Origin of the sequence: Bradyrhizobium sp. 190 (genome assembly GCF_023073415.1) — a bacterium.
In the GTDB taxonomy this organism is placed as follows: Bacteria; Pseudomonadota; Alphaproteobacteria; order Rhizobiales; family Xanthobacteraceae; genus Bradyrhizobium.
Genome location: NZ_JADPJL010000008.1, coordinates 523,078 through 547,914, shown reverse-complemented (window position 1 = coordinate 547,914; position 24,837 = coordinate 523,078). Strand labels below are relative to the sequence as shown.

At 62.6% G+C, this 24,837-nt stretch carries 19 protein-coding genes; 7 read left to right on the top strand and 12 right to left on the bottom strand.

The window, feature by feature from the left end; translation table 11 throughout:
- The first annotated feature begins 325 nt into the window (after nucleotides 1-325).
- From IVB22_RS06415 to IVB22_RS06400, 4 genes are all read left to right on the top strand, one after another.
- Nucleotides 326-1,126 carry a trans-aconitate 2-methyltransferase gene (locus IVB22_RS06415; RefSeq protein ID WP_247516453.1) on the top strand — a complete coding sequence of 267 codons (801 nt, stop codon included), beginning with the start codon at nucleotides 326-328 and terminating at the stop codon, nucleotides 1,124-1,126.
- A gap of 253 nt (nucleotides 1,127-1,379) precedes the next feature.
- Nucleotides 1,380-4,700, top strand: a complete 3,321-nt coding sequence (locus IVB22_RS06410) for an adenylate/guanylate cyclase domain-containing protein (RefSeq protein ID WP_247516452.1) — start codon at nucleotides 1,380-1,382, stop codon at nucleotides 4,698-4,700.
- Between the two features lie 236 nt (nucleotides 4,701-4,936).
- On the top strand, nucleotides 4,937-5,932 hold the full coding sequence (locus tag IVB22_RS06405; RefSeq protein WP_247516451.1) for a nitronate monooxygenase family protein: 996 nt from the start codon (nucleotides 4,937-4,939) through the stop codon (nucleotides 5,930-5,932).
- 72 nt (nucleotides 5,933-6,004) lie between these two features.
- Entirely contained in the window at nucleotides 6,005-6,973 is a 969-nt protein-coding gene (locus IVB22_RS06400; protein WP_247516450.1) for a zinc-binding dehydrogenase, read from the top strand.
- Between the two features lie 209 nt (nucleotides 6,974-7,182).
- On the opposite strand, the gene IVB22_RS06395 is transcribed toward IVB22_RS06400, so the two are convergent.
- The 6 genes from IVB22_RS06395 to IVB22_RS06370 all read right to left on the bottom strand — a co-directional run bounded on the left by IVB22_RS06395 (nucleotide 7,183) and on the right by IVB22_RS06370 (nucleotide 13,334).
- Nucleotides 7,183-8,181 (bottom strand): aldo/keto reductase, encoded by a 999-nt coding sequence (locus IVB22_RS06395; protein WP_247516449.1) that lies wholly within the window; start codon nucleotides 8,179-8,181, stop codon nucleotides 7,183-7,185.
- Nucleotides 8,182-8,291: 110 nt separating this feature from the next.
- On the bottom strand, nucleotides 8,292-8,933 hold the full coding sequence (locus IVB22_RS06390) for a hypothetical protein (protein WP_247516448.1): 642 nt from the start codon (nucleotides 8,931-8,933) through the stop codon (nucleotides 8,292-8,294).
- Complete coding sequence (locus IVB22_RS06385; RefSeq protein WP_247516958.1) at nucleotides 8,933-9,433, bottom strand: c-type cytochrome; 501 nt, start codon at nucleotides 9,431-9,433, stop codon at nucleotides 8,933-8,935. The genes IVB22_RS06390 and IVB22_RS06385 overlap by 1 nt, the downstream gene beginning before the upstream one ends.
- A gap of 134 nt (nucleotides 9,434-9,567) precedes the next feature.
- Nucleotides 9,568-11,277, bottom strand: a complete 1,710-nt coding sequence (locus IVB22_RS06380; RefSeq protein WP_247516447.1) for a PQQ-dependent dehydrogenase, methanol/ethanol family — start codon at nucleotides 11,275-11,277, stop codon at nucleotides 9,568-9,570.
- 186 nt (nucleotides 11,278-11,463) lie between these two features.
- Nucleotides 11,464-11,967: a copper chaperone PCu(A)C gene (locus IVB22_RS06375; protein WP_247516446.1), complete on the bottom strand. Its 504-nt coding sequence runs from the start codon at nucleotides 11,965-11,967 to the stop codon at nucleotides 11,464-11,466.
- Nucleotides 11,968-12,236: 269 nt separating this feature from the next.
- Nucleotides 12,237-13,334, bottom strand: coding sequence for a serine hydrolase (locus IVB22_RS06370; RefSeq protein WP_247516445.1), 1,098 nt, complete (start codon nucleotides 13,332-13,334; stop codon nucleotides 12,237-12,239).
- Between the two features lie 84 nt (nucleotides 13,335-13,418).
- Between IVB22_RS06370 and IVB22_RS41325 the strand changes: the two genes are divergently transcribed.
- The 3 genes from IVB22_RS41325 to IVB22_RS06360 all read left to right on the top strand — a co-directional run bounded on the left by IVB22_RS41325 (nucleotide 13,419) and on the right by IVB22_RS06360 (nucleotide 18,787).
- The gene (locus IVB22_RS41325) at nucleotides 13,419-13,547 is read left to right on the top strand and encodes a hypothetical protein (RefSeq protein WP_256467378.1); all 129 of its coding nucleotides are present in this window, start codon (nucleotides 13,419-13,421) and stop codon (nucleotides 13,545-13,547) included.
- Between the two features lie 1,373 nt (nucleotides 13,548-14,920).
- Complete coding sequence (locus IVB22_RS06365; protein ID WP_247516444.1) at nucleotides 14,921-16,297, top strand: cation-efflux pump; 1,377 nt, start codon at nucleotides 14,921-14,923, stop codon at nucleotides 16,295-16,297.
- 192 nt (nucleotides 16,298-16,489) lie between these two features.
- Entirely contained in the window at nucleotides 16,490-18,787 is a 2,298-nt protein-coding gene (locus IVB22_RS06360) for a PAS domain-containing sensor histidine kinase (protein WP_247516443.1), read from the top strand.
- A gap of 7 nt (nucleotides 18,788-18,794) precedes the next feature.
- Here IVB22_RS06360 and IVB22_RS06355 read toward each other — a convergent pair whose 3' ends face one another.
- The 6 genes from IVB22_RS06355 to IVB22_RS06330 all read right to left on the bottom strand — a co-directional run bounded on the left by IVB22_RS06355 (nucleotide 18,795) and on the right by IVB22_RS06330 (nucleotide 24,774).
- A complete protein-coding gene (locus IVB22_RS06355) occupies nucleotides 18,795-19,580 on the bottom strand; it encodes an ABC transporter permease (RefSeq protein WP_247516442.1) in 786 nt (261 codons plus the stop codon).
- Nucleotides 19,577-20,446, bottom strand: coding sequence for an ABC transporter permease (locus IVB22_RS06350; protein ID WP_247516441.1), 870 nt, complete (start codon nucleotides 20,444-20,446; stop codon nucleotides 19,577-19,579). Before IVB22_RS06350 ends, IVB22_RS06355 begins: the two co-directional genes overlap by 4 nt.
- A gap of 57 nt (nucleotides 20,447-20,503) precedes the next feature.
- Nucleotides 20,504-21,559 (bottom strand): ABC transporter substrate-binding protein, encoded by a 1,056-nt coding sequence (locus IVB22_RS06345; protein ID WP_247516957.1) that lies wholly within the window; start codon nucleotides 21,557-21,559, stop codon nucleotides 20,504-20,506.
- 39 nt (nucleotides 21,560-21,598) lie between these two features.
- Nucleotides 21,599-22,906, bottom strand: coding sequence for an FAD-binding oxidoreductase (locus IVB22_RS06340; protein ID WP_247516440.1), 1,308 nt, complete (start codon nucleotides 22,904-22,906; stop codon nucleotides 21,599-21,601).
- A gap of 19 nt (nucleotides 22,907-22,925) precedes the next feature.
- Nucleotides 22,926-23,624 (bottom strand): HAD family hydrolase, encoded by a 699-nt coding sequence (locus IVB22_RS06335; RefSeq protein WP_247516439.1) that lies wholly within the window; start codon nucleotides 23,622-23,624, stop codon nucleotides 22,926-22,928.
- A gap of 61 nt (nucleotides 23,625-23,685) precedes the next feature.
- The gene (locus IVB22_RS06330) at nucleotides 23,686-24,774 is read right to left on the bottom strand and encodes an ABC transporter ATP-binding protein (RefSeq protein ID WP_247516438.1); all 1,089 of its coding nucleotides are present in this window, start codon (nucleotides 24,772-24,774) and stop codon (nucleotides 23,686-23,688) included.
- Nucleotides 24,775-24,837: the final 63 nt, after the last annotated feature.

The following is a 24,837-nucleotide window of genomic DNA, read 5'->3' as shown; positions in this document are numbered from 1 at the left end:
GGAAACTGCCAGCAATCGCCTTGGCCGCCGGGATTGCTACGCTCTTGCCAGTTGGGACGCCAAACGCGCAGGCCAAACAACAATGCAGCGCCGCAGCGCCATCAAATCCGCACGGGCGTTGGTGGTCCTATCGTCTGATCGATGGACGAAAGTGCTGGTATGAAGGCAAGCCCATGCTTTCGAAATCGTTGTTGGAATGGCCCAAGGAGGCGTCCGCGCAACCCGTTTCCAACAGAGAAGTTACAAGTGTTGGCACCGAGAAGCCTGACAATCCGTTAGACGCACAAGCCTGGGCACCGAAAGATTCTGACAGTTTCGAAGCGCGATGGCGCGAAAGGGTGAAAATGCAATAGGCGTTGCCCCCAAAGGAAAGTCTCGAAGCGCCGGGATCGCGCCGCGCGGCACAGACAATCGGTTTTGGGAGATCGCGAAGAACTTTTGTTTTCTAACAGGCGCAATGCGGAAACCAGCAATGCGAACAGCCGCAGATTTCAATCTCTACTACGCAACTCCTGACCCCTGGCATATTTCCCACGCACAATTCAGGGATAAGGTCTTGCGCCGACGCCTGAAGCCATTCATCCGGAACAAATCTGTTCTTGAACTCGGTTGCGGCGAAGGCCACCTGACTCACGCAACTTTCAGCAAAGCACGATCCGTGGTTGGCATCGACATAAGCGATGTGGCGATTGCTCGCGCTAGATCGCTGAACCTGCCAAATGCCCGATTTGAATGCGCTGATTTTTTGCAAGCGTCATTCGAGGGGTACGACGTGATCGCGGCCCTCGAATGCGTCTACTATCTGTCCTTTCAAGAGCAGGGAGCGTTCTTGGAGAAAGTTGCCAAAGAACACGCTGGCAAGATACTTCTGCTCTCGGGTCCGATTGTGGACTACAGGAGGCACTTCAGTCATAAGCGATTGATGCACGAGTTTACGACTTTGGGGTTCACTCCCCTTAAATTTTATAACCTGTCGGTTTATTGGTATCCGCCTTCATCCAGAATTATCGCTGGCCTGATCAAGCTGCCGCTTGGACACACCTTGCTTGATTGGATACCGGAGTCGATGATCTACCAAAGACTCTACGCACTTCGAGCACCGAAACGCGGCTCGGATATTCGATAACCTGACGAGAGAGACTGCAGCCTCGGCCGGAATTCGACCATGCAAGCAACCGCCCATCTGGCTTCGGCACGCTCGCGCCATCCGCCATCGCCGTGCATGACCTCACAAGCCAAAAAGGGCGTGTTTCACTCGATGGAGTGGGATAAACTGGCGTTCTCATCCTGGTGCCACGGATTGGTCCGCGAGCGGCCCGACCGACAGCGCACGGCTAACGTGGCGGCGAAGTGGATGAGAGTGGCCAAGTGTGAACGCCATGGATATCTCTTCCTGGCTGCGCGGCCTCGGCCTGGAACGCCACGAGCAGGCATTCCGGGAAAATGCGATCGACGAGGCAATCCTGCCCAAGCTGACCGCCGAGGACCTCAAAGACCTCGGCGTGACGGCGGTCGGACATCGCCGTATTCTCCTCGATGCGATCGCCGCGTTGCGGCCTGAAACTTGTCGTGACACGGCCGAACCTTTCGGGTCCGGCGGCAAGGTTCCCGAAGCCGAACGTCGCCAGCTCACGGTCATGTTCGTCGACCTCGTTGGTTCCACGGCTCTGTCGGCTCGGCTCGATCCGGAGGAGCTACGCGACATCATCGGCGCCTATCACCGCCGTTGCGCCGAGGTGATCACCAACTCCGGCGGCTTTGTTGCCAAATATCTCGGTGACGGTGTGCTGGCATATTTCGGTTACCCGCAGGCACACGAGGAGGACGCCGAACAAGCGGTGCGCGCGGGCTTAGCCTTGATCGAGTCCATGGCCCAGCTCGATGCGAGGCCGGAGACCTCGCTGCAGGCGCGTGTGGGTATCGCCACCGGGCTCGTAGTCGTCGGTGATCTGCTGGGCGAAGGCGCCGCTCAGGAACAAGCGGTCATTGGTGAGACCCCTAATCTTGCGGCACGGCTTCAGGGGCTTGCCGAGCCGAACACGGTCGTCATCGCAGACAGCACGCGCCGCATGCTTGGTGGCCTGTTTGATTATCGCGATCTCGGCACATTGCCCGTCGCGGGATTTGACTATCCGGTGCATGTCTGGCGGGCCTTGGGCGCGAGCCTGGTCGGCAGTCGGTTCGAGGCCCTTCGGGCCGCCAGCACGCCGTTGATCGGTCGTGAGGAAGAGATCGCATTGTTGACGCGGCGCTGGGAGCGGGCAAAGGACGGCGACGGTTCCGTCGTCCTGATCGTAGGCGAGCCGGGCATCGGCAAGTCGCGCATTGCACAAACCCTGCTGGAGCAGTTGGGCAAGGAGCCGCACACGCGGCTGCGTTACTTCTGCTCGCCACATCATCAGCACAGTGCGTTTTATCCCAGCATCACCCAGCTCGAGGAGGCGGCCGGATTTCGACGCGAGGATACGGCCGAGACCCGCCTGGATAAGCTTGTGGCGGTGCTTGCTATTGCAAACAAGGATCTGAGCGAAGCCGTCCCTCTATTGGCGGACTTGCTGTCGATACCGACCGGCGACCGCTACCCGCCGCTCAATTTCACGCCGCAGAAGCGCAAGGAGAAAACGGTTCATGTGCAGGTGGCGCAGGTCGAAGGACTCGCGGCGCGGCAGCCGCTGCTGATGCTATGGGAAGACATCCATTGGAGCGACCCCACCACGCTGGAGTGGCTTGATCTCCTTATAGATCGAGCCGCGACGCTGCGGGTTCTGATGATTCTCACATTTCGACCGGAGTTCACGCCTCCCTGGGTCGGCCGTCCGCATGTGACATTGCTCAGCCTCAACCGCTTGCCACCACGGCGCCGCGCCGAGATGATCGCGCACGTAACCGGGGGCAAGACGCTGCCCAAGGAGATTGCCGACCAGATCATCGATCGTACGGATGGCGTGCCGTTATTCATCGAGGAGTTGACAAAGTCTGTCCTTGAAAGCGGATGGATGACCGGCCCAGGAAACCATTTGACGATCCCGACGACTCTCCAGGCCTCGCTTCTGGCCCGGCTCGATCGATTGGCGCCAACTCGAGAAGTGGCGCAGATCGCGGCGACGCTCGGGCGTCAGTTTTCCCACGAGCTGATCAGTGCCGTCGCCGAAATGCCCCAACTGCGGCTGGAGGGCGCTTTGGAGCAGCTCATACGCGCCGAGCTGGTGTTCCGACGCGGGACCCCGCCGGATGCCACCTACACCTTCAAGCACGCGCTTGTGCAGGACGCGGCCTACAGCACCTTGCTGCGCGCCCGACGGCAGCAACTGCATGGCCGTATTGCCACCACGCTGGAACGCCAGTTTTCGGAGATTGCCGCAGCTCAGCCCGAGCTCATGGCTCAGCATTGTGCCGGGGCTGGCCTCGTTGAAAAGGCAATTGAGTATTGGGACAAGGCTGGGCGCTTGGCCGTCCAACGTTCGACGATGGCCGAGGCCGCTGCGCACTTTGGCAAGGCGCTCGAGTTGCTTGCCAGCCTGCCGAAAAGTCCGCAGCGCCAATCGAGCGAACTTTCTCTTCAGCTCGCCCTTGCTGGGGCCCTCGTGGCGGCCAAGGGATGGGCATCGCCTCAAGCCGGTGAAGCGTATGCCCGTGCTCGTGAGCTGTGCCGTGAGGCCCCGGAGGGATCCCAGCTGGCGATAGCCCTGGGCGGCGCCTGGTCGTTCTTGCACAATCGCGCGGAGTTCCGCGCCGCTCGTCAGCTGGCGGACGAGTTAGCGGTACTTTCCGAAAACCGAAATGACAGCGACACCAAGCTGATGGCGCATCGGAACTTGGGCATCAGCCATCTATTTCACGCCAAATTCAGCCGTGCGCTCAACCATCTGAAGCAGGCGCTCAACCTCTATGATCCGGCGGAGCACCGACCTCCACGGCTGGCGCCCCACGACATCCGCGTTATCTGCGATAGTTTCGTCGCCTGGACACTTCTGCTGCTGGGACAATCGGATCAGGCGCTGGTGCAAAGCCGACACGCGCTGGCCTGGGCGCGCGAGCTGTCGCAGCCTTATACATTGGCGTTTGCTCTGCACGTCAATTGTGTCTTTCACCAACTTCGCGGCGACGGCGCGATCCTCGCTGAACGAGCCGAGGAGCTGGTAACCCTCGCCACCGAACAAGGTTTTCCCCACTTCGTGGGAACAGGGACCTGTTTCCGAGGATGGGCCCTGCTCGCGCTGGGAGGATCCATCGAGGAGGCCATCAGCAGGATACAGTGGGGTCTGGCGGCGAAACGGGCGACGGGTGCCGAGATCAAGGTGCCTTACTATCTTGGTCTTCTGGCGGAAGCGCACCGGCGAGCAAACCGAACCGCCGAAGGGATCACCCTGTTAGTTGAGGCCTTGGCGGTGGTCGAGCGAACCGACGAGCGATGGTACGAGGCGGAGCTGTGTCGGCTCATGGCAGAGGTGCTGATCACCACATCGGATCGACACGATGCCGAACGCTGGTTGTGCCGCGCGCTTCAAACAGCGCAGAAACAGGACGCGAGGCATTGGGAATTACGCGCCGCCATCAGCTTGGCCCGCCTCTGGCGCGATCAAGACAGGCGCACCGACGCCCGCGACCTGCTCGCGCCGATCTATGCCTGCTTCACCGAAGGCTTCGAGACACCGAACCTCAAAGAAGCCGCCGCACTACTTGATGAGTTGGCTTCGTAAGGCACTACCAACGCGATTGGAGGTCGGCATGTCCAGTCCGCGGGTAACATCGGAAATGCCGGACTCTTTGCGGAATTGTTCGCACTGCGGAACAAGCCCCGCTTTTGCATGATGGCCTTGCCCTGACCACCACCCGCTCCCGGTAGACTTTTGCAGGGGGTGACGGCATCCTGCCTCTCGAAATCTCACAAAATGACGTGCACGGGCCGCCCGTGCCGGGGAAACAGAGGGCAGACATGATCAAGACGCGATTCACCGAGCTCGTTGGCGTTGAGCACCCGATCGTCCAGGGCGGCATGCAATGGGTCGGACGCGCCGAGCTCGTCGCCGCCGTTGCCAATGCCGGCGCGCTCGGGCTGATCACCGCGCTGACCCAGCCGACGCCGGAGGATCTCACACGCGAAATCGCGCGCTGCCGCGACATGACCGACAAGCCATTCGGCGTCAACCTCACCATTCTCCCCGCGATCAAGCCGCCGCCCTACGCGGAATATCGCCAGGCCATCATCGAGGCCGGCATCAAGATCGTGGAGACCGCGGGCAACAAGCCGCAGGAACACGTCACCGAATTCAAGAAGCATGGCATCAAGATTATCCACAAATGCACCAGCGTTCGTCACGGGCTGTCGGCGGAGCGGATGGGCGTCGACGCGCTCTCGATCGACGGCTTTGAATGCGCCGGCCATCCCGGCGAAGACGACACGCCCGGCCTGATCCTGATCCCGGCCGCCGCCGACAAGATCAAGATCCCGATGATCGCTTCGGGCGGGTTCGGCGACGGCCGCGGCCTGGTCGCAGCACTCGCGCTCGGCGCCGAGGGCATCAACATGGGCACGCGCTTCATGTGCACCAAGGAAAGCCCGATCCATCAGCTCGTCAAGGAGCGCATCGTTGCGAACGACGAGCGCGAGACCGAACTGATCTTCCGCACCATGCGCAACACCTCGCGCGTCGCCAAGAACGCGATCTCGACCAAGGTCGTCGCGATGGAGAAGGAAGGCGCGAAGTTCGAGGACGTGCGCGAGCTCGTCGCCGGCGCCCGCGGCAAGATGGTCTACGCGTCAGGCGATGCCGACGAAGGCATCTGGTCGGCCGGCCAGGTCCAGGGCCTGATCCACGACATTCCGACCTGCGCCGAACTGGTGTCGCGCATCATGCGCGATGCGGAAGCCATCATCCAGAGCCGGCTCGAAGGCATGATGTCGGGCGCCCGCCGTCAGGCCGCCGAATAGGCGGCTTAACGCCAGTAAAACGACAGGCCGCCAAATAGGCGGCCGCGCTATTAGCAAAGAAAGAGAAGAGCCATGAAAGCCTATGTCTACGGCGCCAGCGGCGCCGAGATTGCCGACGTCGCAAAACCCTCGCCGAAGGGCACGCAGGTGCTGGTCAAGGTCCATGCCTGCGGCCTCAACCGCGCCGATCTCGGCATGACCAAGGGCCATGTACATGGCGCGGCCGGCGGCGTCGGCACCGTGCTCGGCATGGAATGGGCGGGCGAAGTCGCCGAGCTCGGCCCGGACGCCAAGGGCATCAAGGTCGGCGACAAGATCATGGGCTCGGGCGGCGCGGCGTTCGCCGAATACACGCTGGCCGATCACGGCCGGCTGTTCCGCGCGCCCTCGAACATGAACTTTGAGGAAGCCGCCACCCTCCCCGTCGCGCTCGCCACCATGCACAATGCAGTGGTGACCAACGGCGCGCTGCAGGCGGGACAGACCGTGCTGATCCAGGGCGCCAGTTCCGGCGTAGGGCTGATGGCGATGCAGATCGCAAAATTCAAGGGCGCAAAAATCGTGATCGGCTCATCCACGGATGCGATGCGCCGCGGCCGGCTGAAGGAATTTGGCGCCGATCTCGCGATCGACTCCAGCGACCCCAGCTGGGTCGATCAGGTGCTGAAGGCGACCAATGGCGAAGGCGTCGACCTGATCGTCGACCAGGTCTCAGGCAAAGTCGCGAACCAGAATCTCGCGGCAACGAAGGTCAAGGGCCGCATCGTCAATGTCGGCCGGCTCGGCGGCACCCACGCCGATTTCAATTTCGACCTGCACGCCGCCCGCCGCATCAACTATATCGGCGTCACCTTCCGCACCCGCACCATCGAGGAAGTCCGCGAGATTTTTGACGAGGTCCGGAAAGACATCTGGGGCGCGGTGGAATCGCGAAAACTGCAACTGCCGATCGACAAGGTCTATCCGTTCGCGGAGATCGGCAAGGCGTTCGAGCACATGGAAGCCAACAAGCACCTCGGCAAGATCGTTGTGACGTTGTAGCCGGGCGCTCTGCGATTCAGATCGTCATTGCGAGGGAAGCGAAGCATGCACATTATCCGCGCCGTGGCATGGATTGCTTCGTCGCTACGCTCCTCGCAATGACGGAGGGGGCCAACCTGTTGGCCTCCCTGTGGACCGTCGGTCAGAAGCTCAGCAAGTAGCCCGGATGAGCGAAGCGAAATCCCGGGACAGTGCGGCAACTCGCGCGATCATCGAGCTTCGCCAGAAAATCCCTGCCGCAGCGCCGAGAGCCGGTCGAGCGCAGCTTGCGGCAGCGGGTCCTTTTCGGCAGCAGCGAGTGCGTCCTCGAATTGTTGCGGCGTCGCCATGCCGACCAGGATCGTGCCCATCGCCGGGTGAGACAGTGCAAACCGCGTGGCGGCTTCGGTCAGGCTGGCGGCGAACCCCTCCTCTACCAGCGGCATCAGGCGGCGTGCGCGATCGATATCGGCGTCGTAACTCATCGCCGACCCAATCGGCTCGGGCGCCGGACCCGCGATCGGGTGACGCTCGGCTGAGCCCGACAGCGCGCCGCCGGCCAGCACGCGGATGCCCACGACGCCAACGCCCGCGGCCTGGGTGTGTTCGAACAATCGTCCATAATCCTGCGCCGGATAGCTTGCCGGCAATTCGCAGGCCGCAGACGGATTGAGCATGTTGTAGACCACCTGCGCGCTGTCGAACACGCGCGCATCGATCACCTGATGCAGCGCCGCCGTGTCGCCGAGTGCCGTCATCCCGAGGAAACGAATCTTCCCCTGCCGACGCAGGCGCTCGAACGCCGGCACCACTTCGTCGAGCACCTGCCGGACGCTCAGCGCCGATCCGCCGCCGTTCCCGGTAATCGGATTGTGCAGATGAAGGATGTCGACCCGGTCAAGACGCAGCCGCGCCAGACTGCCTTCGAGCGATGTCCTGACGGCATCATCAATGCGGCCGATCTCGCTGGCCGGCACGCGGACCTTGGTGCCGACGACGACATTCGTCGGTTTCAGCTTTTGCAAAACGCGGCCAAGGTTCTTTTCCGATTCGCCATCGCCGTACAGCACCGCGGTGTCGAAGTAGTTGACGCCTGCGGCAATCGCGCGTGCGATGGTCCGCTCCTGGTCGGCAGCATCGCCGCGCACCATCAATCCGCCCACCGCGCCGCAGCCGAAGCCCAGCACCGAGAGCCGCATTCCCGTGCGCCCAAAGACCCGCGTTTCCATCGCTGTTCCTCCGCCTGAGTGGGGATTATGCAAGGTCGAACGGCCGTTACTCAACCCTGATATCGGCAGCCGTGAGGATCGGCGCACCGCACCCGCATCATTGAGAGCTGCTAATCCTTGGCTCGCAGGATGCTGATTCGAGTTTCGTCGACAAAATTCTTGATGTCCTGATCGGGCCGGCGGAACAGGTTACGTTCGACAACGAGCGAACGGCCACTGATCGTCTTGGTGCAGCGCTCCTTGAGGTGGATGCCTCCCACGGGCTGGTCTCCTGCACCCGGCTGGCCCTCGGTGCATGCCCAGCCGTCCGGGCCGTAGCGCGATTTGGCCTGTAACCCGAGGAGAAACGCCTTCTTCCGGAGATAGAGACGCGCCTTCGGATCGGTCTCGATCTGCAAACCGGCAACGTGCCCGGTATCGTCGATCAGCAAGGTCAGGATCGCCGGATGACCCGCCACCATGGTGCCGTCCCGGCTGGTCGAGGGATCATAACCAAATCGGATTGCCCGTGCCCCGCTCGCGCTTGCAGGACAGTCACGCCAGTTCTTCCAGCCGGCCAATGTGTGCTTCGGATCGATCGCGCAGTAGAAGTCGACGTAACCGGACTCCGACAGCTCGCCCGCAGCCATGCCGAGGCGAATGTCGCGCAGATCGTTGCCGCTGAATTCTTCCGCTCGTGCCGGGGAGCTTGCAAGCGCGGTCCAGGCAAGCAGACCCGCAGCGAGAACTTTTGGCAGTTTCGGTCTGCGCATCACTGGCCCTTTCCCATGCTGGCGGTCGCATCATCCGGCTTCTGCGCCGGCGTCTTGTAGACGTCGCATACCCGCGACGTGCTCGAGAAGAAGGCGACGCATTCCGTGTAAGTGGGCTCGCCGGCTCCCTTGATGTGGGCGATCACATAGTCGGCGACGGCTTCGATATCCTTCGACCGCAGAAACGTTCCGCCCTCGGGCGGCATCTGTGCTCCGGCATCCTGCCGATTCATATCGAAGCATTTCACTTCATCGTATGCGCCGCGCATGAAGAACGGCATCCCCGTGCCCGGCCGGCCGCAGCCGACGGCTTCAATGATCTGATCCCGCGTCAGCTCGGTCTTGCGCAGCGACAGCGCATCGCCGCCGTAGCCGCCGCCGCCATTGCCGTGCCATTTGTGGCAGCCCATGCAATTGGCCTTGTTGAACACTGCCTTGCCGGCATTGGTCGGATCCGAAGCCGGCGCTTGCGCCGACTGACCGTAAGCAGCGGCCGGCATCGAAAAACTAAGGGCGACGGCGCTCACGAGCAGCATGCTCGCCGCCGCCGGGAATCTGTTGAAGATCATCATTGCATCTTTCGTCGAAGAAGCGGGAGGGTCCGCGGTTGGCGGCCCCTCCGTTTTTTTGGATGTCAGAGTGCGAATACGTAGAGCATCGATCCCGGCTGTATCTTCTTCAGTTCGGGCGTCGAATCGATGAACCACTTATCCCAGGCGCCGCCCAGGCCGACCAGAATGGCGATGTACTGCTTGCCATCGACCGTAAAGGTCATCGGCGGTGCGTTGACGCCGCCGCCCGTGTTGAACTCCCAGAGCTTCTGCAACGACTTGGCGTCAAGCGCATGCACTTCGCCGGATGGCTGACCGGTGAAGACGAGGTCGGGGGTCGCAAGCATGCCGCCCAGATTGGGAAACGGCGTTTCCAATTTTTGGGCGATCTTGCCGGTGGTCACGTCGATCGCCGTCACGCTGCCGGTGATCCTGAACGGCTGGCTCGGGCCGCCACCGGTCCAGAACTCCCGCGGCTTCAGTTTGTCGGGCGTCATCACCTCAACCTTGATGCGATTGCAGCTCTCGATCACCGGGATGTACCAGAGCTTCAGATCCGGATTGTAGGCCGTCGGTGGCCAGTTCTTGCCGCCCATGTTGCCGGGGCAGATATCGGTTTCCATGTTGGTGCGGCTTGGCGTCACCGACGCGATGTAGGTCTGCACGGACTTGTTCGGGTCATACTCGATCGGCTTGCCGCTCTCCGGGTCGAGCCCTTTGGTCCATGTGACTTTCTTGACGAACGGCAGGCCCCAGACGAACTTGCCGGTGGTGCGATCGATCGCATAGGCGAAGCCGTTGCGATCCGCCTCGAGCGCGAGCTTCCGCGGACCACTGGGTCCGGGAACATCGACCAGCACGTTTTCCGCCACGCTGTCATAGTCGTAAGGGTCATTCGGCGTGTGCTGATAGTGCCACTTGATCTTGCCGGTCGTGGCGTCAAGGGCCAGCGAGCTGTCGGTGTAAAGGTTGTCGCCTGGCCGGTATTCATTATCCCAGTCCGGCCCGGGGTTACCGATACCCCAGATGATGGTGTCGGTCGCGGGATCGTAGGTGCCGGTTACCCAGGTTGAACCGCCGCCGGCGGCAGCCGCGTTGTTGCTATCTTTCCAGGTTTCGCTGCCGGGCTCGCCCTTGCCCGGGATTGTGTAGGTGCGCCAGACCTCCTTCTGGGTCGCGAGGTCGGTGGCGGCGAGCCAGCCACGGATGCCGTACTCCGCGCCGGCAACGCCCGTGATTGCCATGTTCTTCACGATCAGCGGCGCACCGGTGATCGTCTCGCCCTTGTCCGGATCGGCAACGGTACGCTGCCAGGCGACCTGGCCGGTTTCCTTGTTGGTCGCGATCAGCCGGCCATCGAGCGTATGGGAAATGACCTGATCACCCCACAGCGCTACGCCGCGGTTGTCGACGCCGCAGCACGCCACAGCACCAGCCCAGTCGCGGTCCGTCTTGGGATCCATCTTCCAGACCAGCACACCGCGGCCGCCATGCGCATCGATCTTGTAGACCGAGCCCCATCCATCGGTGACGTAGAGAAAGCCGTTCTCGGCAATCGGAGTGCCTTCCAGCCCGCCATGGCTCCAGATGCCGCCGCTTTCGATGCCACCGAGGTGCATCGTCCAGGCGACCTTCAGGTTCTTCACGTTATCGCGGTTGATCTCCTTCAGACTGGAGAACCGGTGAGCCGCGTAGTTCTGATGATGATGAAGCCAGTTGCCCGGCTCCTTTTCGACGTTGAGCAGCCGTTCCTGATTGACCTGGTCTGCAGCGGAGACTGGCAATGCAGCCATTATGCCTCCGGCAGCCACTGCAACGGCGAGCAGACGCGCCCGCGTGAAGGTGCTTGAGTGGCCTGAGAGTCTCTTCATGAGTAGTAACCTCCCTTTGGCGGTTCATGCTGGATCGAGCGTCCGGCACATCCGGGCGTTCAGCTGACAAGCCTCTTGTTCAGCGGACTCTCCGGTCCGCTGTCGCGATCAGGGCGTTCGTGAAACCTGCACCTCCGTTTCCTTGGTTCCGGCTTTCTGGAAGACGACGGCGCATGTAAACGTCTCGCCGTCGACAAGCTTCTGCCGCGTCTGCAGCAGCATCACGTGATATCCGTCGTGCTTGAATTCGATCGTCTTGCTCTCCGGGATCGGGATGGACTTGATCTCGCGCATGGCGGGCGCGCCTTCGCCGCGATCGACCGTATGCTTTACAGCGAAATTCGCGAACGGACAGCGGACGCGCAACAGGGCGTCGGCTTCGGCCGCATCGTTCCTGATGGTCATCACAAGCGGGAGATCGATACCGATCTGATCGGACGCCGGCACCCGGGCGTTTGTCACTTGCAGCGCGTCACCTGCCGCAGCGAAGGCGGGCATCAGCCAAAGTCCAACAGCAACCAGTCCGAACAATCCCGATCTGCCGGACAACGCAATCCGGTCGCCGCGATCAAGACGAACGCCACCAGCACCCGATGTCGCTATCGCGGTCATCTTCTATGTCTCGGGCGAAGGACAGTCCCGTAAATGCGCAGCCAGTCGAGGGGCAGAAGCGAGGGATGCCCAAATGGAACTTTTCGCCCTAATCATTGGCGCCTCCCACGACCGATTTTTTTACTTATTACGCTTCTTGAAATCACAATCCCAAAATAAGGCGGCCAAAGGGCGCTGCCCCACACTTGGATGCCCGCAGCCATGCCAAATTCTGTGTCGCCACGCTGGCGTAGCGATCACCGCCGTCGTCGAGCGACGACTGCGTCAAACTATTGGGCCCGGGGCTTTTGTGCTTTTGGCACCGCCTCGATCAACAGCGAGAGCGCCTTGCTGAAGCCTGAAGCGGGGTAAGATTCGCCCCGAGAGTGCCCGAGACGTACGACGACGAGATCGTGCGAGGGAATGATCAGCGTGGTCTGCCCGCCAGCGCCTGCCATGTAATAGGCATCGCGCGGGACTGGATATTGCCCGTCGCCGTTGAGCCAGAAAAAAGCGCCATAGATCGGCCGATTGTCCGCGGCCCAGGCGGGCGCAAGCGTGCTGACGAATGTGGTGTAGCCCTCTGGGAGAATGCGCTCACCGTTCCAAACGCCCCCCTGAAGATAGAGATTGCCAAGCCGCGCCCAATCGCGCCCGGAGCCCACCTCATAACCTTGTCCTAGAAAATTTCCGAACGGATCAGTTTCGATCACCATGGTACGGATGCCGAGCTTGTCGAACAGCACCCTCTGAGGAAATGAGAGATATTCGCCGCCGCTTTTTTCGACACCGAGCCGGATCAGATAGTTGATCAGAACCGGATCGGTGTTGCGATAGCGTCCGACCGTGTTGGGAGGCCATTGCAATGGCCGTGTTGCCGCGTAGTGAACGGAATCGATGCCGCCGGTATAAAGATAGACGTGATCCGGGTAAGGCCCCGTTGGATCATGATCCGGGTCTTGGGGCGCCCTGATCCGGAGCCCGCTCGACATGTGAAGGAGATCTGCAATGCGTATTTTGGCGCGCGGGTCGCCGGGCGTTTGCCATTCAGGGATCGGTGCCGGCTGGTCCAGGTTATAGACGCCGTCTTTGACCAGAATGCCAAAGAGCGTTGCCGTAATGCTCTTGCCCATGGACCAGCTTTCGAGCGGTGTTTGCGCCGTAACACCTTCCGCGTAGCGCTCGGCAATGAGACGGCCTCTCCACGTCACAACGAACGCCGCGGTCAATGCTTCGGCCGGCTGGAGCGCGGCATTCACGGCAGCCTTGAGTTTCTCGGCGTCGATTTCTGCCGGCAACGGATCCTGCGGCAGCATGTCGCCCATCGGCCACGGTTGGGTCGCGGGATCGGGCAATCGGCTCTTGACGGCGACCGGCTTGAAATTCATGGCGCTCTTGCCGATCGGGAACGTGACGCAACCCTGGCTCCCGAGATGTTTGGCCGTCCGGGTCACGCCGTTAGGAAGCGTGACGTGGACCGCCTTGTTGGCGCGATCGATGACCGGCTTGCCGAGCTTCGCGCGCTGTCCGTAGGGCGCCGTGAAAAACCCAACATTTTTGGCCGCGAAATCGGGTGCAAGGCCGGTCATGAATACCGCTGAGCACATGACCTTCGCATATCCGGCGGCATGATGCGTCAAGGGGTCGCCTGGCGGCGGCACATAGGGCGTATCGAGTTCGAATGATTTCGCGCGGGCGATGAGCGCGTCTCTGGTGGGAGCCTGCGCAGCCGCCGCCGTACCGGTGAGAGCCACAAGAATCGCCACCAAAAGACCCTTGTTCATGATCGCTCCCGCGATAAGCGAACGATAATCGTCTGGTTCAATTGCTGCGCATGCAACACATCAAGATGCCCTAACGCGTATCTGAATGAGAGTATGGGCCAGCACTCGCTGGCGCAGCATATCAGATCCGCGGCACAACTGCTCGGCCGGCGACTTCCGTTTCGGGAGCACTTGCAGACATGAGGGCTTGAGTTTGTGATGTTGCCCTCCGAAAGCGGACATGAACTGACCGTCAGACGACATAGCTCGCGCATACGCGCAACCCATTGGCGGTCGTCGAGCTGGTGCCAACGACCGACGTTACGGCCTCTTGTTCTGCCCGTCGGGCAAAATGGCCGATGCGCGGCAAATCGATTTTCTGTAGCGACTTCAACGTGATTTGCCCGGTCCAGTCTTTTCCGCAAAAATATACTTCTTCGCGCGAGACCCAAATCACCCCTACAACTCGCGCCATCCCGTCCCGGTAGAGGGGCGTTGGCCATCGTCACGAACGTTGGGGCGGGTTGCGGTGGACGCGGCAGCGTTGGGCGCGTGGTCGTGTTCGCAGGGCGGGCTTCGGTCCGTGAGCGAACACAACGTGCAGACGACTGGCGCTGAAGCGTACGGCAAAGCCGTGTGGTCCTGGCACCCGTTGCTGGTGTCAAGCCGGCGGAGGAGCGTCGACCCAACCGGGTTTCGACAATCCTTCAATCCGCCGGCGACGGAGGCAAGAGGAATTCGTCTCCGGGGAGAGCTCGGTATAAGCCGTAAAACCATCGCGCAGGGAATGCCGGGCTGCTCCGGCTGTACCTGTATGCTCGTGTGCGTTCTCTTTGCGCTATTTGCACACGAGACCGCGGGTGCAGCAAGCACCCGGCATTCCCTGCGCCCTCTTCTCTGGGCGGATGATTTTGCAAAGCTCGGGTGCATTGCGCCGCGAGAATGCGAGCTCGTATCTATCCACGTCGTCCCGGCCAAGCGAAGCGCGAGCCGGGACCCATAACCACGAATGTCTATGTTGCGCCACGCTACAGCTACAGCTTCATCCACAACAGGCATCGGTGGCTATGGGTCCCTGCTTTCGCAGGGACGACGACGCGGCGAATCTCCACTTAGAACAATTCGCAAAAACCCGCTCCTGCAAGTGAGTGGCGATTGCGCCTCCGACCATCGGCTTTAATCTTGCACAACGCCCTGCTAAACCGCCGCCCATGAGTCATATCCCCACCATCAAGACCAATGTCGCGGCGATTTCGATTTTCGCCAGTGCCGGCATGGCTGCAGCGAAATTCGCCGTCGGCATTGCGATCGGCTCTCTCGCGCTGATCTCCGAGGCCCTGCACTCCTCGGTCGACGTGATCGCCACCGTCATCACCTGGCTGGTGGTGCGGGTGTCCGACCAACCGGCCGATGAGGAACATCATTACGGCCACGGCAAGTTCGAGAGCCTGTCGGCGCTCTTTGTCATCGCACTGCTCTATGTGCTGGCCGGCGGCATCCTGGTTGAATCCTGGAGCCGCCTGCGCGAGGGCGCAGCCCCGCCGACGCTCTCGGCGATTCCCTTCGTGGTGCTGGTGATCGATATCGCGGTGAATTTCTGGCGCGCGCGGGCGCTGCATCGCACCGCGCGCGCGACCCGAAGCCAGGCGCTGGCAGCGGATGCGCTGCATTTTGCCTCCGATGTGCTTGGTTCGACCGCCGTCATCATCGGGCTCGTGCTGACCGGGCTCGGCTATGACTGGGGCGACTCGGCCGCCGCCATCGCGGTTGCCGTGATGATATCGATCCTGGGCCTGCGGCTCGGGCGCTCCACCATCGAAACGCTGCTCGATCGGGCGCCGGAGGGCGCGTCGGAAAAGGCCATCGCCGCGATCCGCTCGGTGCCCGGCGTGGTCGGCGTCGAGCGCCTGCGGGTTCGCATGGTCGGGCCGACGCATTTCATCGACGCCATCGCGAAGGTGCCGCGCACCTACCCGATCGATCGCGTCGAGGCGATCAAGAAGACCGCGCAGGCAGCGGTCACTGAGGCGCTCGGCGACGCCGACCTCACCTTCACGGCCGTGCCGGTCGCGCGCGACAATGAGAGCGTGCGCGAGCGCATCATGGTGATCGCCCGCAATTCCGGCCTCGCCGTCCACCATGTCACCGTGCACGACCTCGGCGGCAAGCTCACGGTCAGCATCGATCTCGAAGTCGACGGCGATATGGAACTTAACGCTGCGCACGACATCGCCCACGGGCTGGAGCGGAGCATCCGTGAGGATTTCGGCGAGGACGTCGAGGTCGACACCCACATCGAGCCGCTCGAGCCGGAACTGCCGCATGGCACCGACGCCGCGCCCGAGCGTGTCGAGACCATCAAGGCCGCGCTGACGCGCTTTGCCGGCAATGGCGCGATCCACGACATCCACAATGTGCGGGTGCGCGACACCGATGCCGGCGAAATCGTTAACTTCCATTGCCGCGCCGCGCCGTCGATGAGCGTCATCAAGGTGCACGAGAATGTCGACGAGATCGAGCGCGCGCTGCGCCGCGCGTTTCCGTCGATCAAGCGCGTGATCAGTCATGCCGAACCGCCGCGCGCATAGTTTTACGGACGCGTTCCCGTTTCGGACTCACCTGACGACGCCTTAATTCGCGTTGGACAACATTTATTTCGAATTAACGAATCGTTGACACTCGACAGCCCCGGAAAACTGGATTCAAATCGCTGTGATTCGGAATGACGCGGGGTTCCTTCCGGACAGTGTGCAAAAGAGCCTTCGGCGGGGGTCTAAAGCATGGCGCGCGCGCATGCGGCGAACGCGTATGTCCAATCCGATTCGATCAAGGGATTGGCGCAATCGATCGCGAAACCTGCCTATCACCGGCTGCTCACCGCAGAGCCGGCGCTTCGTCGCGCCGTGCCGACGCTCATCATTGCCTTCCTGATCACCATCTGCCTCGGCGCCTTCGTGCAGGTGATCGACCAGAGCCGGCAAAAGCGCGCCGCGATGAAGCGCGACCTCGCCGCGCTCACCGAACTCCTCGCCGAACGCCTCGACCGCATTGCCGCCGTCCGGCAGGACCGCGCCGCCAATATCGAGCGATTGCAGAGCCTGCTGCCCGACCTGATTCCGGCCTGGGGCGTTGCCAGCGGCCGCCATGTCATCATCACCGGCGCCGATCATCGGATTCTGGCCCGCGTCCCGGTCGAGGGCAGCCTTGGCGACAACATCCTCGACATCATCAGCACGGCGCAACTGCTCGCCGCGCCGGCCCAGCAGGGCGTCGTTAACGACATGACGCTTCCGAACGGCAATGGCGCCATGGCGATCTCGCGGCTGGTCAAGTCGCTGCCGGGCCAGGTCATCGTCATCCAGGAAAAGAACGAGCCGCTGTGGGGTTCGGATGCCGCATTGTCGGTGACGCTGTCGGCCACCACGGGCTTCGTCGTGCTGATCCTCGGCTTTGCCGTCCACTGGCAGTCGACCCGCGCCCGTGAGGGCGATCTCATCAACGACGCGGTGCGCGGCCGGATCGACACCGCGCTCAACCGCGGCCGCTGCGGATTGTGGGACTGGGACCTCTCCCGCGGCAGGATCTTCTGGTCGGCATCGATGTTCACGATGCTCGGGCTCGACTCCCGCAACGACCTCCTCACTTTCGGCGAAGTCAACGCGCTGGTGAAATCCGACGACATCGACCTGTTCGCGATCGCCGACCAGATGATCGCCGGCAAGATCGACCACATCGACCAGAGCTTCCGCATGCAGCACACCGGCGGCCATTGGATCTGGCTGCGGGTGCGCTGCGAGCTCAGCCAGGAGTCAGCCGACGGCGGCCTACACCTGATCGGCATCGCGGTCGACATCACCGAACAGAAGAGCCTCGCCGAGAAGACCGTAGAGGCTGACCTGCGGCTGCGCGACGCAATCGAGACCATCCCGGAAGCCTTCGTGCTGTGGGACGCGGAAGATCGCCTTGTGCTCTGCAATTCGCACTTCCAGCGTCTGCACAAACTGCCGGATACGGCGGTGACTCCCGGCACGTCGTATGAGACCGTGATCGAGGTCGGCAGCATGCCGGAGGTGCGCACCAGATTGCAGGAGACCGGCGCGCAAGCGCCGGGAGCCCGCACCTTCGAAGCGCAGCTCGATGACGGAAGCTGGCTGCACATCAGCGAACGCCGCACGAAGGACGGCGGCTACGTCTCGGTCGGCACCGACATCACCCGCATCAAGGCGCACGAACAGAAGCTGATCGAAAACGACGCCCGCCTGCGCGCCAACGTGCTCGACCTGAAGCGCTCGCAGGCTGAGCTCGCCGACCTCGCCGAAAAATACTCGCAGGAAAAGAACCGCGCCGAGGAAGCCAACCAGGCGAAATCCAAATTCCTCGCCAATATGAGCCACGAACTGCGCACGCCGCTGAACGCCATCATCGGCTTCTCCGAGATCATGGGCAGCGGCATGTTCGGCGTGCTCGGCTCCGACAAGTATCAGGAGTACTGCCACGACATCCTCACCAGCGGGAAATATCTGCTCGAAGTCATCAACGACATCCTCGACATGTCGAAGATCGAAGCCGGTCGCATGAAGCTCGACATGGAGCAGCTCGACCTGTCGAAGATACTGGCGGAGTCGCTGCGCGTGGTCTCGGGGCGCGCCGAGGACAAGCAATTGACGCTGGACGCCGATATCGAAAGCACGATTTCCGTGATGGCCGACCGCCGCGCGGTCAAGCAGATCTTCGTCAACCTGCTGTCCAATGCCGTGAAGTTCACCCCCGACGACGGCAGGGTCACGGTGCGGAGCCACGTGCTGCCCAACTCGATCGTGCTCATGATCGCCGATACCGGCATCGGCATCGCGCCGGCCTCGCTGCGGCGGCTGGGCAATCCGTTCGAGCAGGTCGAGAGTCAGCTTACCAAGACCTATCAGGGATCGGGCCTCGGCCTTGCCATTGCGCGCTCGCTGACCAGCCTGCATGGCGGAACGATGCGGCTGCGCTCGAAGCTCGGCACCGGCACCGTCGTGCGCATCACGCTACCGCGCGATCCGCAACAGCCCACGACGAAAAATCAGATCGCGGCCTGACTCCCGCTCACGCACTCTTCCTTGACCGGGTGGGTGCAACCAGGACCAGCATGAAAGAGACCGCGGTCATCAGCGTGCTGATGGCCGCGATCGTCGGGTCTATCTCGTCGCGGAGCGCGGTGAACATCCGCTTGGTCAGCGGCTGATACTGGCCGCCGGAAATGAACAGCGCGACGATGGTCTCGTCCATCGCGGAGATAAAGGCGAAGATGCCGCCTGCGATCACGCTGGGCTTGATCTGCGGCAGCGTCACCACGAAGAAGCTGCGCAGCCTGTTCATGCCGAGGCTGCGCGCCACCATCTCCTGCGTGGCATCGAAGCTCTGCAGGCCCGCCACGACGGAGATGACGACGTAGGGCAGACCGAGCATGACATTGGCCAGCACGAGGCCGGTCATGGTCGCGGCCAGGCCGACCTTGGCGAAGACGAAGAAGATGCCGACCGCGGTGATGATGATCGGCACCACCAGTGGCAGCAGCAGCGTCATGTGGATCAGCCGCATGATGCGCCACTTCGACTGGCTGATCGCGTAGGCCGCGGCAACGCCGAGCGGGGTCGCGATGACCACGGTGAGTACGGCAACCGTCAGCGTCACGCGGGTCGCCTGCATCCAGGCCGGATTGCCGATATACTCCTGATACCAGCGCAGCGACAGCGACGGCGGCGGGAAGCTCAGGTAGCGCGCGGCCGAGAACGACATCGGCGCGATGATCAGGATCGGCAGGATGAGATAGAGCAGCACCAGCGCGCAGAACACGACGAAGGCGATGCGGTATGCGCGCGGCATCGTCATTTTTGCCCCAACACGCGGTCGAGCGGAATGAAGCGGCTGACGGCAAAGAAGATCGCGCCGACTGCGACCAGCAGCACGACGCCGACGGCGCTGGCGGCGCCCCACTGGTCGTAGAGTTCGACATTGCGGCTTACCAGCATCGATATCATGATGGTGCGGCCGCCCCCGAGCAATTCAGGCGTGATGTAGAAGCCGAGGGTGAGCACGAAGACCAGCGTGCACCCCGCAAGCACACCCGGCAGCGACAGCGGCAGGAATATCCGCCAGAAGGTGAGCATGGGACCGGCGCCGAGACTGGCGCCAGCCTGCATCAGATCGCGCGGGATCTGCTGCATGGTAGCGTAGAGCGGCAGCACCATGAACGGCAGCAGGATGTGCAGGGTCGCAACGACGGTGCCAAAGGTATTATGGACCAGCGCCAGCGGCTCGTCGATCACGCCGAGCTGGAGCAGCAGCTGGTTGATAACGCCCGTCCGTTGCAACAGCGCGAGCCAGGCATAGGCGCGGACCAGCACGCTGGTCCAGAACGGCAGCACCACCAGCGCCAGGATGATAATGCCCCACCGTTTTGGCGCGACGCTCGCCGCATAGGCAATGGGATAACCGAGCAGTAGCGCCAGCAGCGTCACCAGCAGGCTGATTTCAAACGTCAGGGCAAAGCTGCGCCAGTAGATGTCCTCGCTCCAGATCCGGCGATAATTCTCGAGCGTAAAGCCGTTGTGATAGACCGACTGCCAGGCGAGCCAGCCGACCGGCAGCACGACCAGCAGCAGGATCACGAGCAGCGCCGGCAGCGCCAGCGCCAGCATCAGGCGCTGTTCGCGACGTTGGTGGAGTACCGAGAGGTCCTGCACGGGGCTGCTCATGGTGATCCTGCGATGGCGCGGAATGCTGACGAACTCCGCGCCCAGTTGCCGACGAGACTACTTCTGCATGAATCCGATCCAGCGCTTCTCCGCGGCCTCCCCGGCCGGCGACGACCACCAGGCGTAGGACATCAGCGCCTGCTTAGCCGCGTTTTCGGGCGCGCTCGGCAGTTGCGCGACACGCTCCGGCTTGATGACGCCGGTATCGAAGGCCTTCGGGTTGGCCGGCCCGTAATCGATGAGCAGCGGCAGGTTGGCCTGGTGGACGGGATCGACCGCCTCGTTGAGGAAGCGGACGGCGGTTGCGAGATTGGGCGCATCCTTGAGGATGCAGAGCGAGGTGCTCTGCAGGATGCCCTGATTGTACGTGAAGGCGACCTTGGCGCCTTCCTTGGTCAGCGCGCTGACGCGGCCGTTCCAGGCCATCACCATGTCGACTTCCCCGTCATTGAGAAGCTGTGCAGATTGCGCACCCGAGGTCCACCACACCGTGATGTTGGGCTTGATCTCCTCGAGCTTTTTGAAGGCCCGATCTACGTCGAGCGGATAGAGCTTGTCGGGCGCGACGCCGTCGGCCATCAGCGCCGCCTCGAGCGTGGCGATCGGGTGGTTGCGCAGCGCGCGGCGGCCCGGGAACTTCTTCACGTCCCAGAAATCGGCCCAGCTATTGGGCGCTGCGCCTGCTGCAAATTTTTTCTGACTGTAGGCGAGCACGCTCGAATAGAACTCGTAGGCCACCGAATAAGGGGAACGATAGGCCTCCGGCATCGCGGCCGCGTTCGGCAGCTTCGAGAAATCCAGCTTTTCGAGCAACCCCTGCTCGCCGCCGCGCAGGCAATAGCCGGTCGGCACGTCGACCACGTCCCACGTCGGCTTGCCGCTGGCGACCTGCGATTTGATCGCGGGCCAGGCGTCGGGGATGCTGTCCTGGTTGATGGTGATACCAAGCTTTTTGGCAGAGGGATCGAGGATCGCGACGGTCTGCGCCTTCTGGTAGGCGCCGCCTTGGGACACGAAAGTGATCTGGTCCGCATTGGCCGGAAGCGCCGAGAGCGTCGCGAGGACACCAAGGGAAACGCCGAGCAGTGCACGCCGGCAGCAAGATGTAATCATCATGTTCAACCCCTCTTGTTATGATCGGGCTCAGAACTCTTAACGCCCGATCGCATCCAGAAATTGGTACCAGCCGGCCACCGCGCGGACGGCCGGTTCACGCAGCGAATAGAATGGAATGGTCCTGACCCGGCGCGCGTCGAGCAAGCCAAGGTCGACTGCCTCCCCGCGCACAAGCGACGCGAGATAGCGGCCCATCAGGCTCGACATTGCGACGCCGGCGCCATTGTAGCCGACTGAATAAAGGGTGCGGTCGTCGATGCGGCCGACATGTGGCACGGAATCGAGCGTCATGCCGACCAGTCCGGACCAGCGAAACTCCAACGGAACATCCGCCAGTTCGGGGAAGATACCGGTCATGGCACGGCGTAGAGCCTCGAAAGCGCTTTCCGAATCCTGCTTGCCGAAGGCGCCGCGACCACCGAAGATGACGCGGTCGTCGACCTTGCGGAACCAGCGCATCATCCGCTTGGTCTCTGTGTAGGTTCGCCCCGTCGGCATCAGGCTGCCGGCGAGGTTTGGCGACAGTTTTTCGGTAGCGATGAGAGCGCTGCGGAACGGCACCAATGTGCGTTGCAGCCGCACCGTCGCCGATGTCAGGTCGGAATAAGAGTTGGTGGCGACGATCGCTTGACGCGCGCGCACGCTGCCGCCTGGCGTCTCGGCAATAACGCCATCGCCGTCGCGACGGAGCGCGAGCGCAGGGCTTTCCTGGAATATCGGCACACCGCGCTGCGCAACACCTTTAGCAAGGCCACGCAGATAATTCAGCGGATGGATGCCGCCGGAGCCTGGATTGAGCACCCCGCCGACGAAGCCCCGCGATCCCGTCTCTTCGCGCACCTGATGGGCATCGAGGATCCGGACGTCGGTATCGCCCATCTCCTGTTTCATCCATTCGGCTTCGTCGATCGCGGCCTTGAGCGTGGCCTGATTGTGGGCGGCCTTGACCTGCCCGCTGCGCGTCAGCCGCGCGCTCTCGATGCCGAATTCGGACACCAGCTCATCGACCATCTCGACGGACTCATGCGCGATCTCGTACATGCGCCTCGCCATGGCGCGGCCATGGGCGGCGTCGATGTCGCGGAACGAGAGGCGGAATTTGGCGGTGATGACGCCGCCATTGCGGCCGCTCGCGCCCCAGCCGGGATGATTGGCTTCGAGTACGACCGGCGAAAGGCCGCTCTTCGCGATGTGATGCGCGGCTGACAGCCCCGTATAGCCGGCGCCGATGATGACGACATCGGCCTTTACCTCGCCGGCAAGCTTCGGAAAGGCGGGCAAAGGCTCCGCCGTATCCGCCCAGAGAGAGGCGGCCGATGCCATTGGGGTCCAGACCTCTGCCATGTCAGTCGCCCTACCCTTTTCAGCTACCAACCGCCGCGTCGGCGAACGCCTTCATCGTGGCGAAATGGAAATCGGGTTTTGTGAGCTGCGGCACTTCGGGCGTGCCGCCAAAGCCCTTCATGCCCTGGCGCCGCTCGATCCAGCAGACCTTGTAGCCAAGCTGGCGGGCGATGCCGATGTCGTGGTGCTGACTCTGCGCCACGTGCAGGATTTCCGACTGTTTGTAGCCGAACGCCGACTGCCGGCCCTTGTTGTAGGCGAAGAATTCCGGATTGGGTTTCGCAACGCCGGTGTCATCGGCGCAGATGGTGTCGTGGAAGGGATTGTCGAGCGCGTGGGCATAGCACGACAGCGCGACGCGATCCGCATTGGTCATGGCGACCAATCGGAATTTGGTGCGCAGGCGCTTCAGTGCTTCGACCGAATCCGAGAACGGCTGCCAGCGCAGCACGGCGAGCTGGAAAGCGTCGCAGGCGGCATCGTCGGCTGGCAGTGCCAGTTCCTTGGCAAGGTACCGGTAGACATGAAACATCACCTCGCTCGACCGCTCCGGATGAGCGTCGCGGCCGCGCTTGTAGGACGCAAAGATCTGATCGTCGCTGAGCTCGGCCGCCTTTCGGCCGGAGATCTTGCGCACGGCATCGAGCACGCCGGCTTCGAAATCGATCAAGGTACCGACGACGTCGAAGGTGAGAACCTTGAAGCTATCATAGGACATTTTCATCTCTTGTTTTGTTGGTCTGGTGTTGCACTCGGGTTTGACGATCCGGCGTTCATTCTCACGCCTTCTCTTGCGCCTTGGGTACGACGATGGTGTCTTCGGGATGGAGCGTGACGGTGAGCTCGCCGCCAACTGGCGGTAACAAACGCGAGGCCTGGTAATGGCTGGGCTGACGGAGGCTCAAGCAGGTGCCGTCGGCCAGCTGCAGGAACACGCGAAGGCTTTCGCCCTGATAGACAATGTCAGTGACCTTGCCGGTCAAGCGGTTGAGCGCGGCATCCGCCACGCCGTCTGCAATCAGAAGCTTCTCGCTGTGCACCGCGAGCATCAGCGCCTCGCCGTTTGGAATCGCGCGCGCGCTTTTCAGGACAGCCGAGCCGAGCGCCACGCTAGAGGCGTCGACGCGCCGGACCGGCAACAGGCTCGCCTCGCCGATGAAACTCGCCACAAAAGAGTCCGCGGGATAATCGTGCAGCCGCTCCGGACGATCGATCTGGACCAGCCGGCCGTCCTTGAGGATCGCCACGCGGTCGCTCATCGTCAGCGCCTCGCGCTGGTCGTGGGTGACGTAGATGATCGTGGCGCCGATCCGCTTGTGCAGCTCGCGCAGTTCGATCTGCATCGCTTCCCGCAACTGCTTGTCGAGCGCCGACAGCGGCTCGTCCATCAGGATCAGGCGCGGTTCGAAGATCATGGCGCGCGCCAGCGCCACGCGCTGGCGCTGGCCGCCGGAGAGCTGCGCGATGCCGCGCGCCTCGTAGCCCGACAACCCGACCATCGCCAGTGCGGCGCGCACCCTCGCAGCCCAATCCGCCTTTGCAATCCGTCGCGCGCGCAGCGGAAAGGCGACGTTCTCGCCGACGGTCATGTGCGGGAACAGCGCGTAGTTCTGGAACACCACGCCGATGTCGCGCTTGTGCGGCGGCAGGAACGTCACGTCGCGGCCGCCAAAATGGATCGAGCCGGACGAAGGCTGAACGAAGCCGCCGAGAATGCCGAGCAGCGTCGTCTTGCCGGACCCGGACGGCCCGAGCAGGGAGACGAACTCGCGCGGCGCAACGTTCAGGGTGACGTCATCCAGCGCCCGGACCGCGCCATAGCTCTTGCTCGCAGCCTTGATATCGACGCTCTCTCCGCCCTGGTCCAATGATCGACCCCGTTGCGTTGAAGGGCGTGCACCGATGCGCGCCATCGACGTCACCTGCGATGG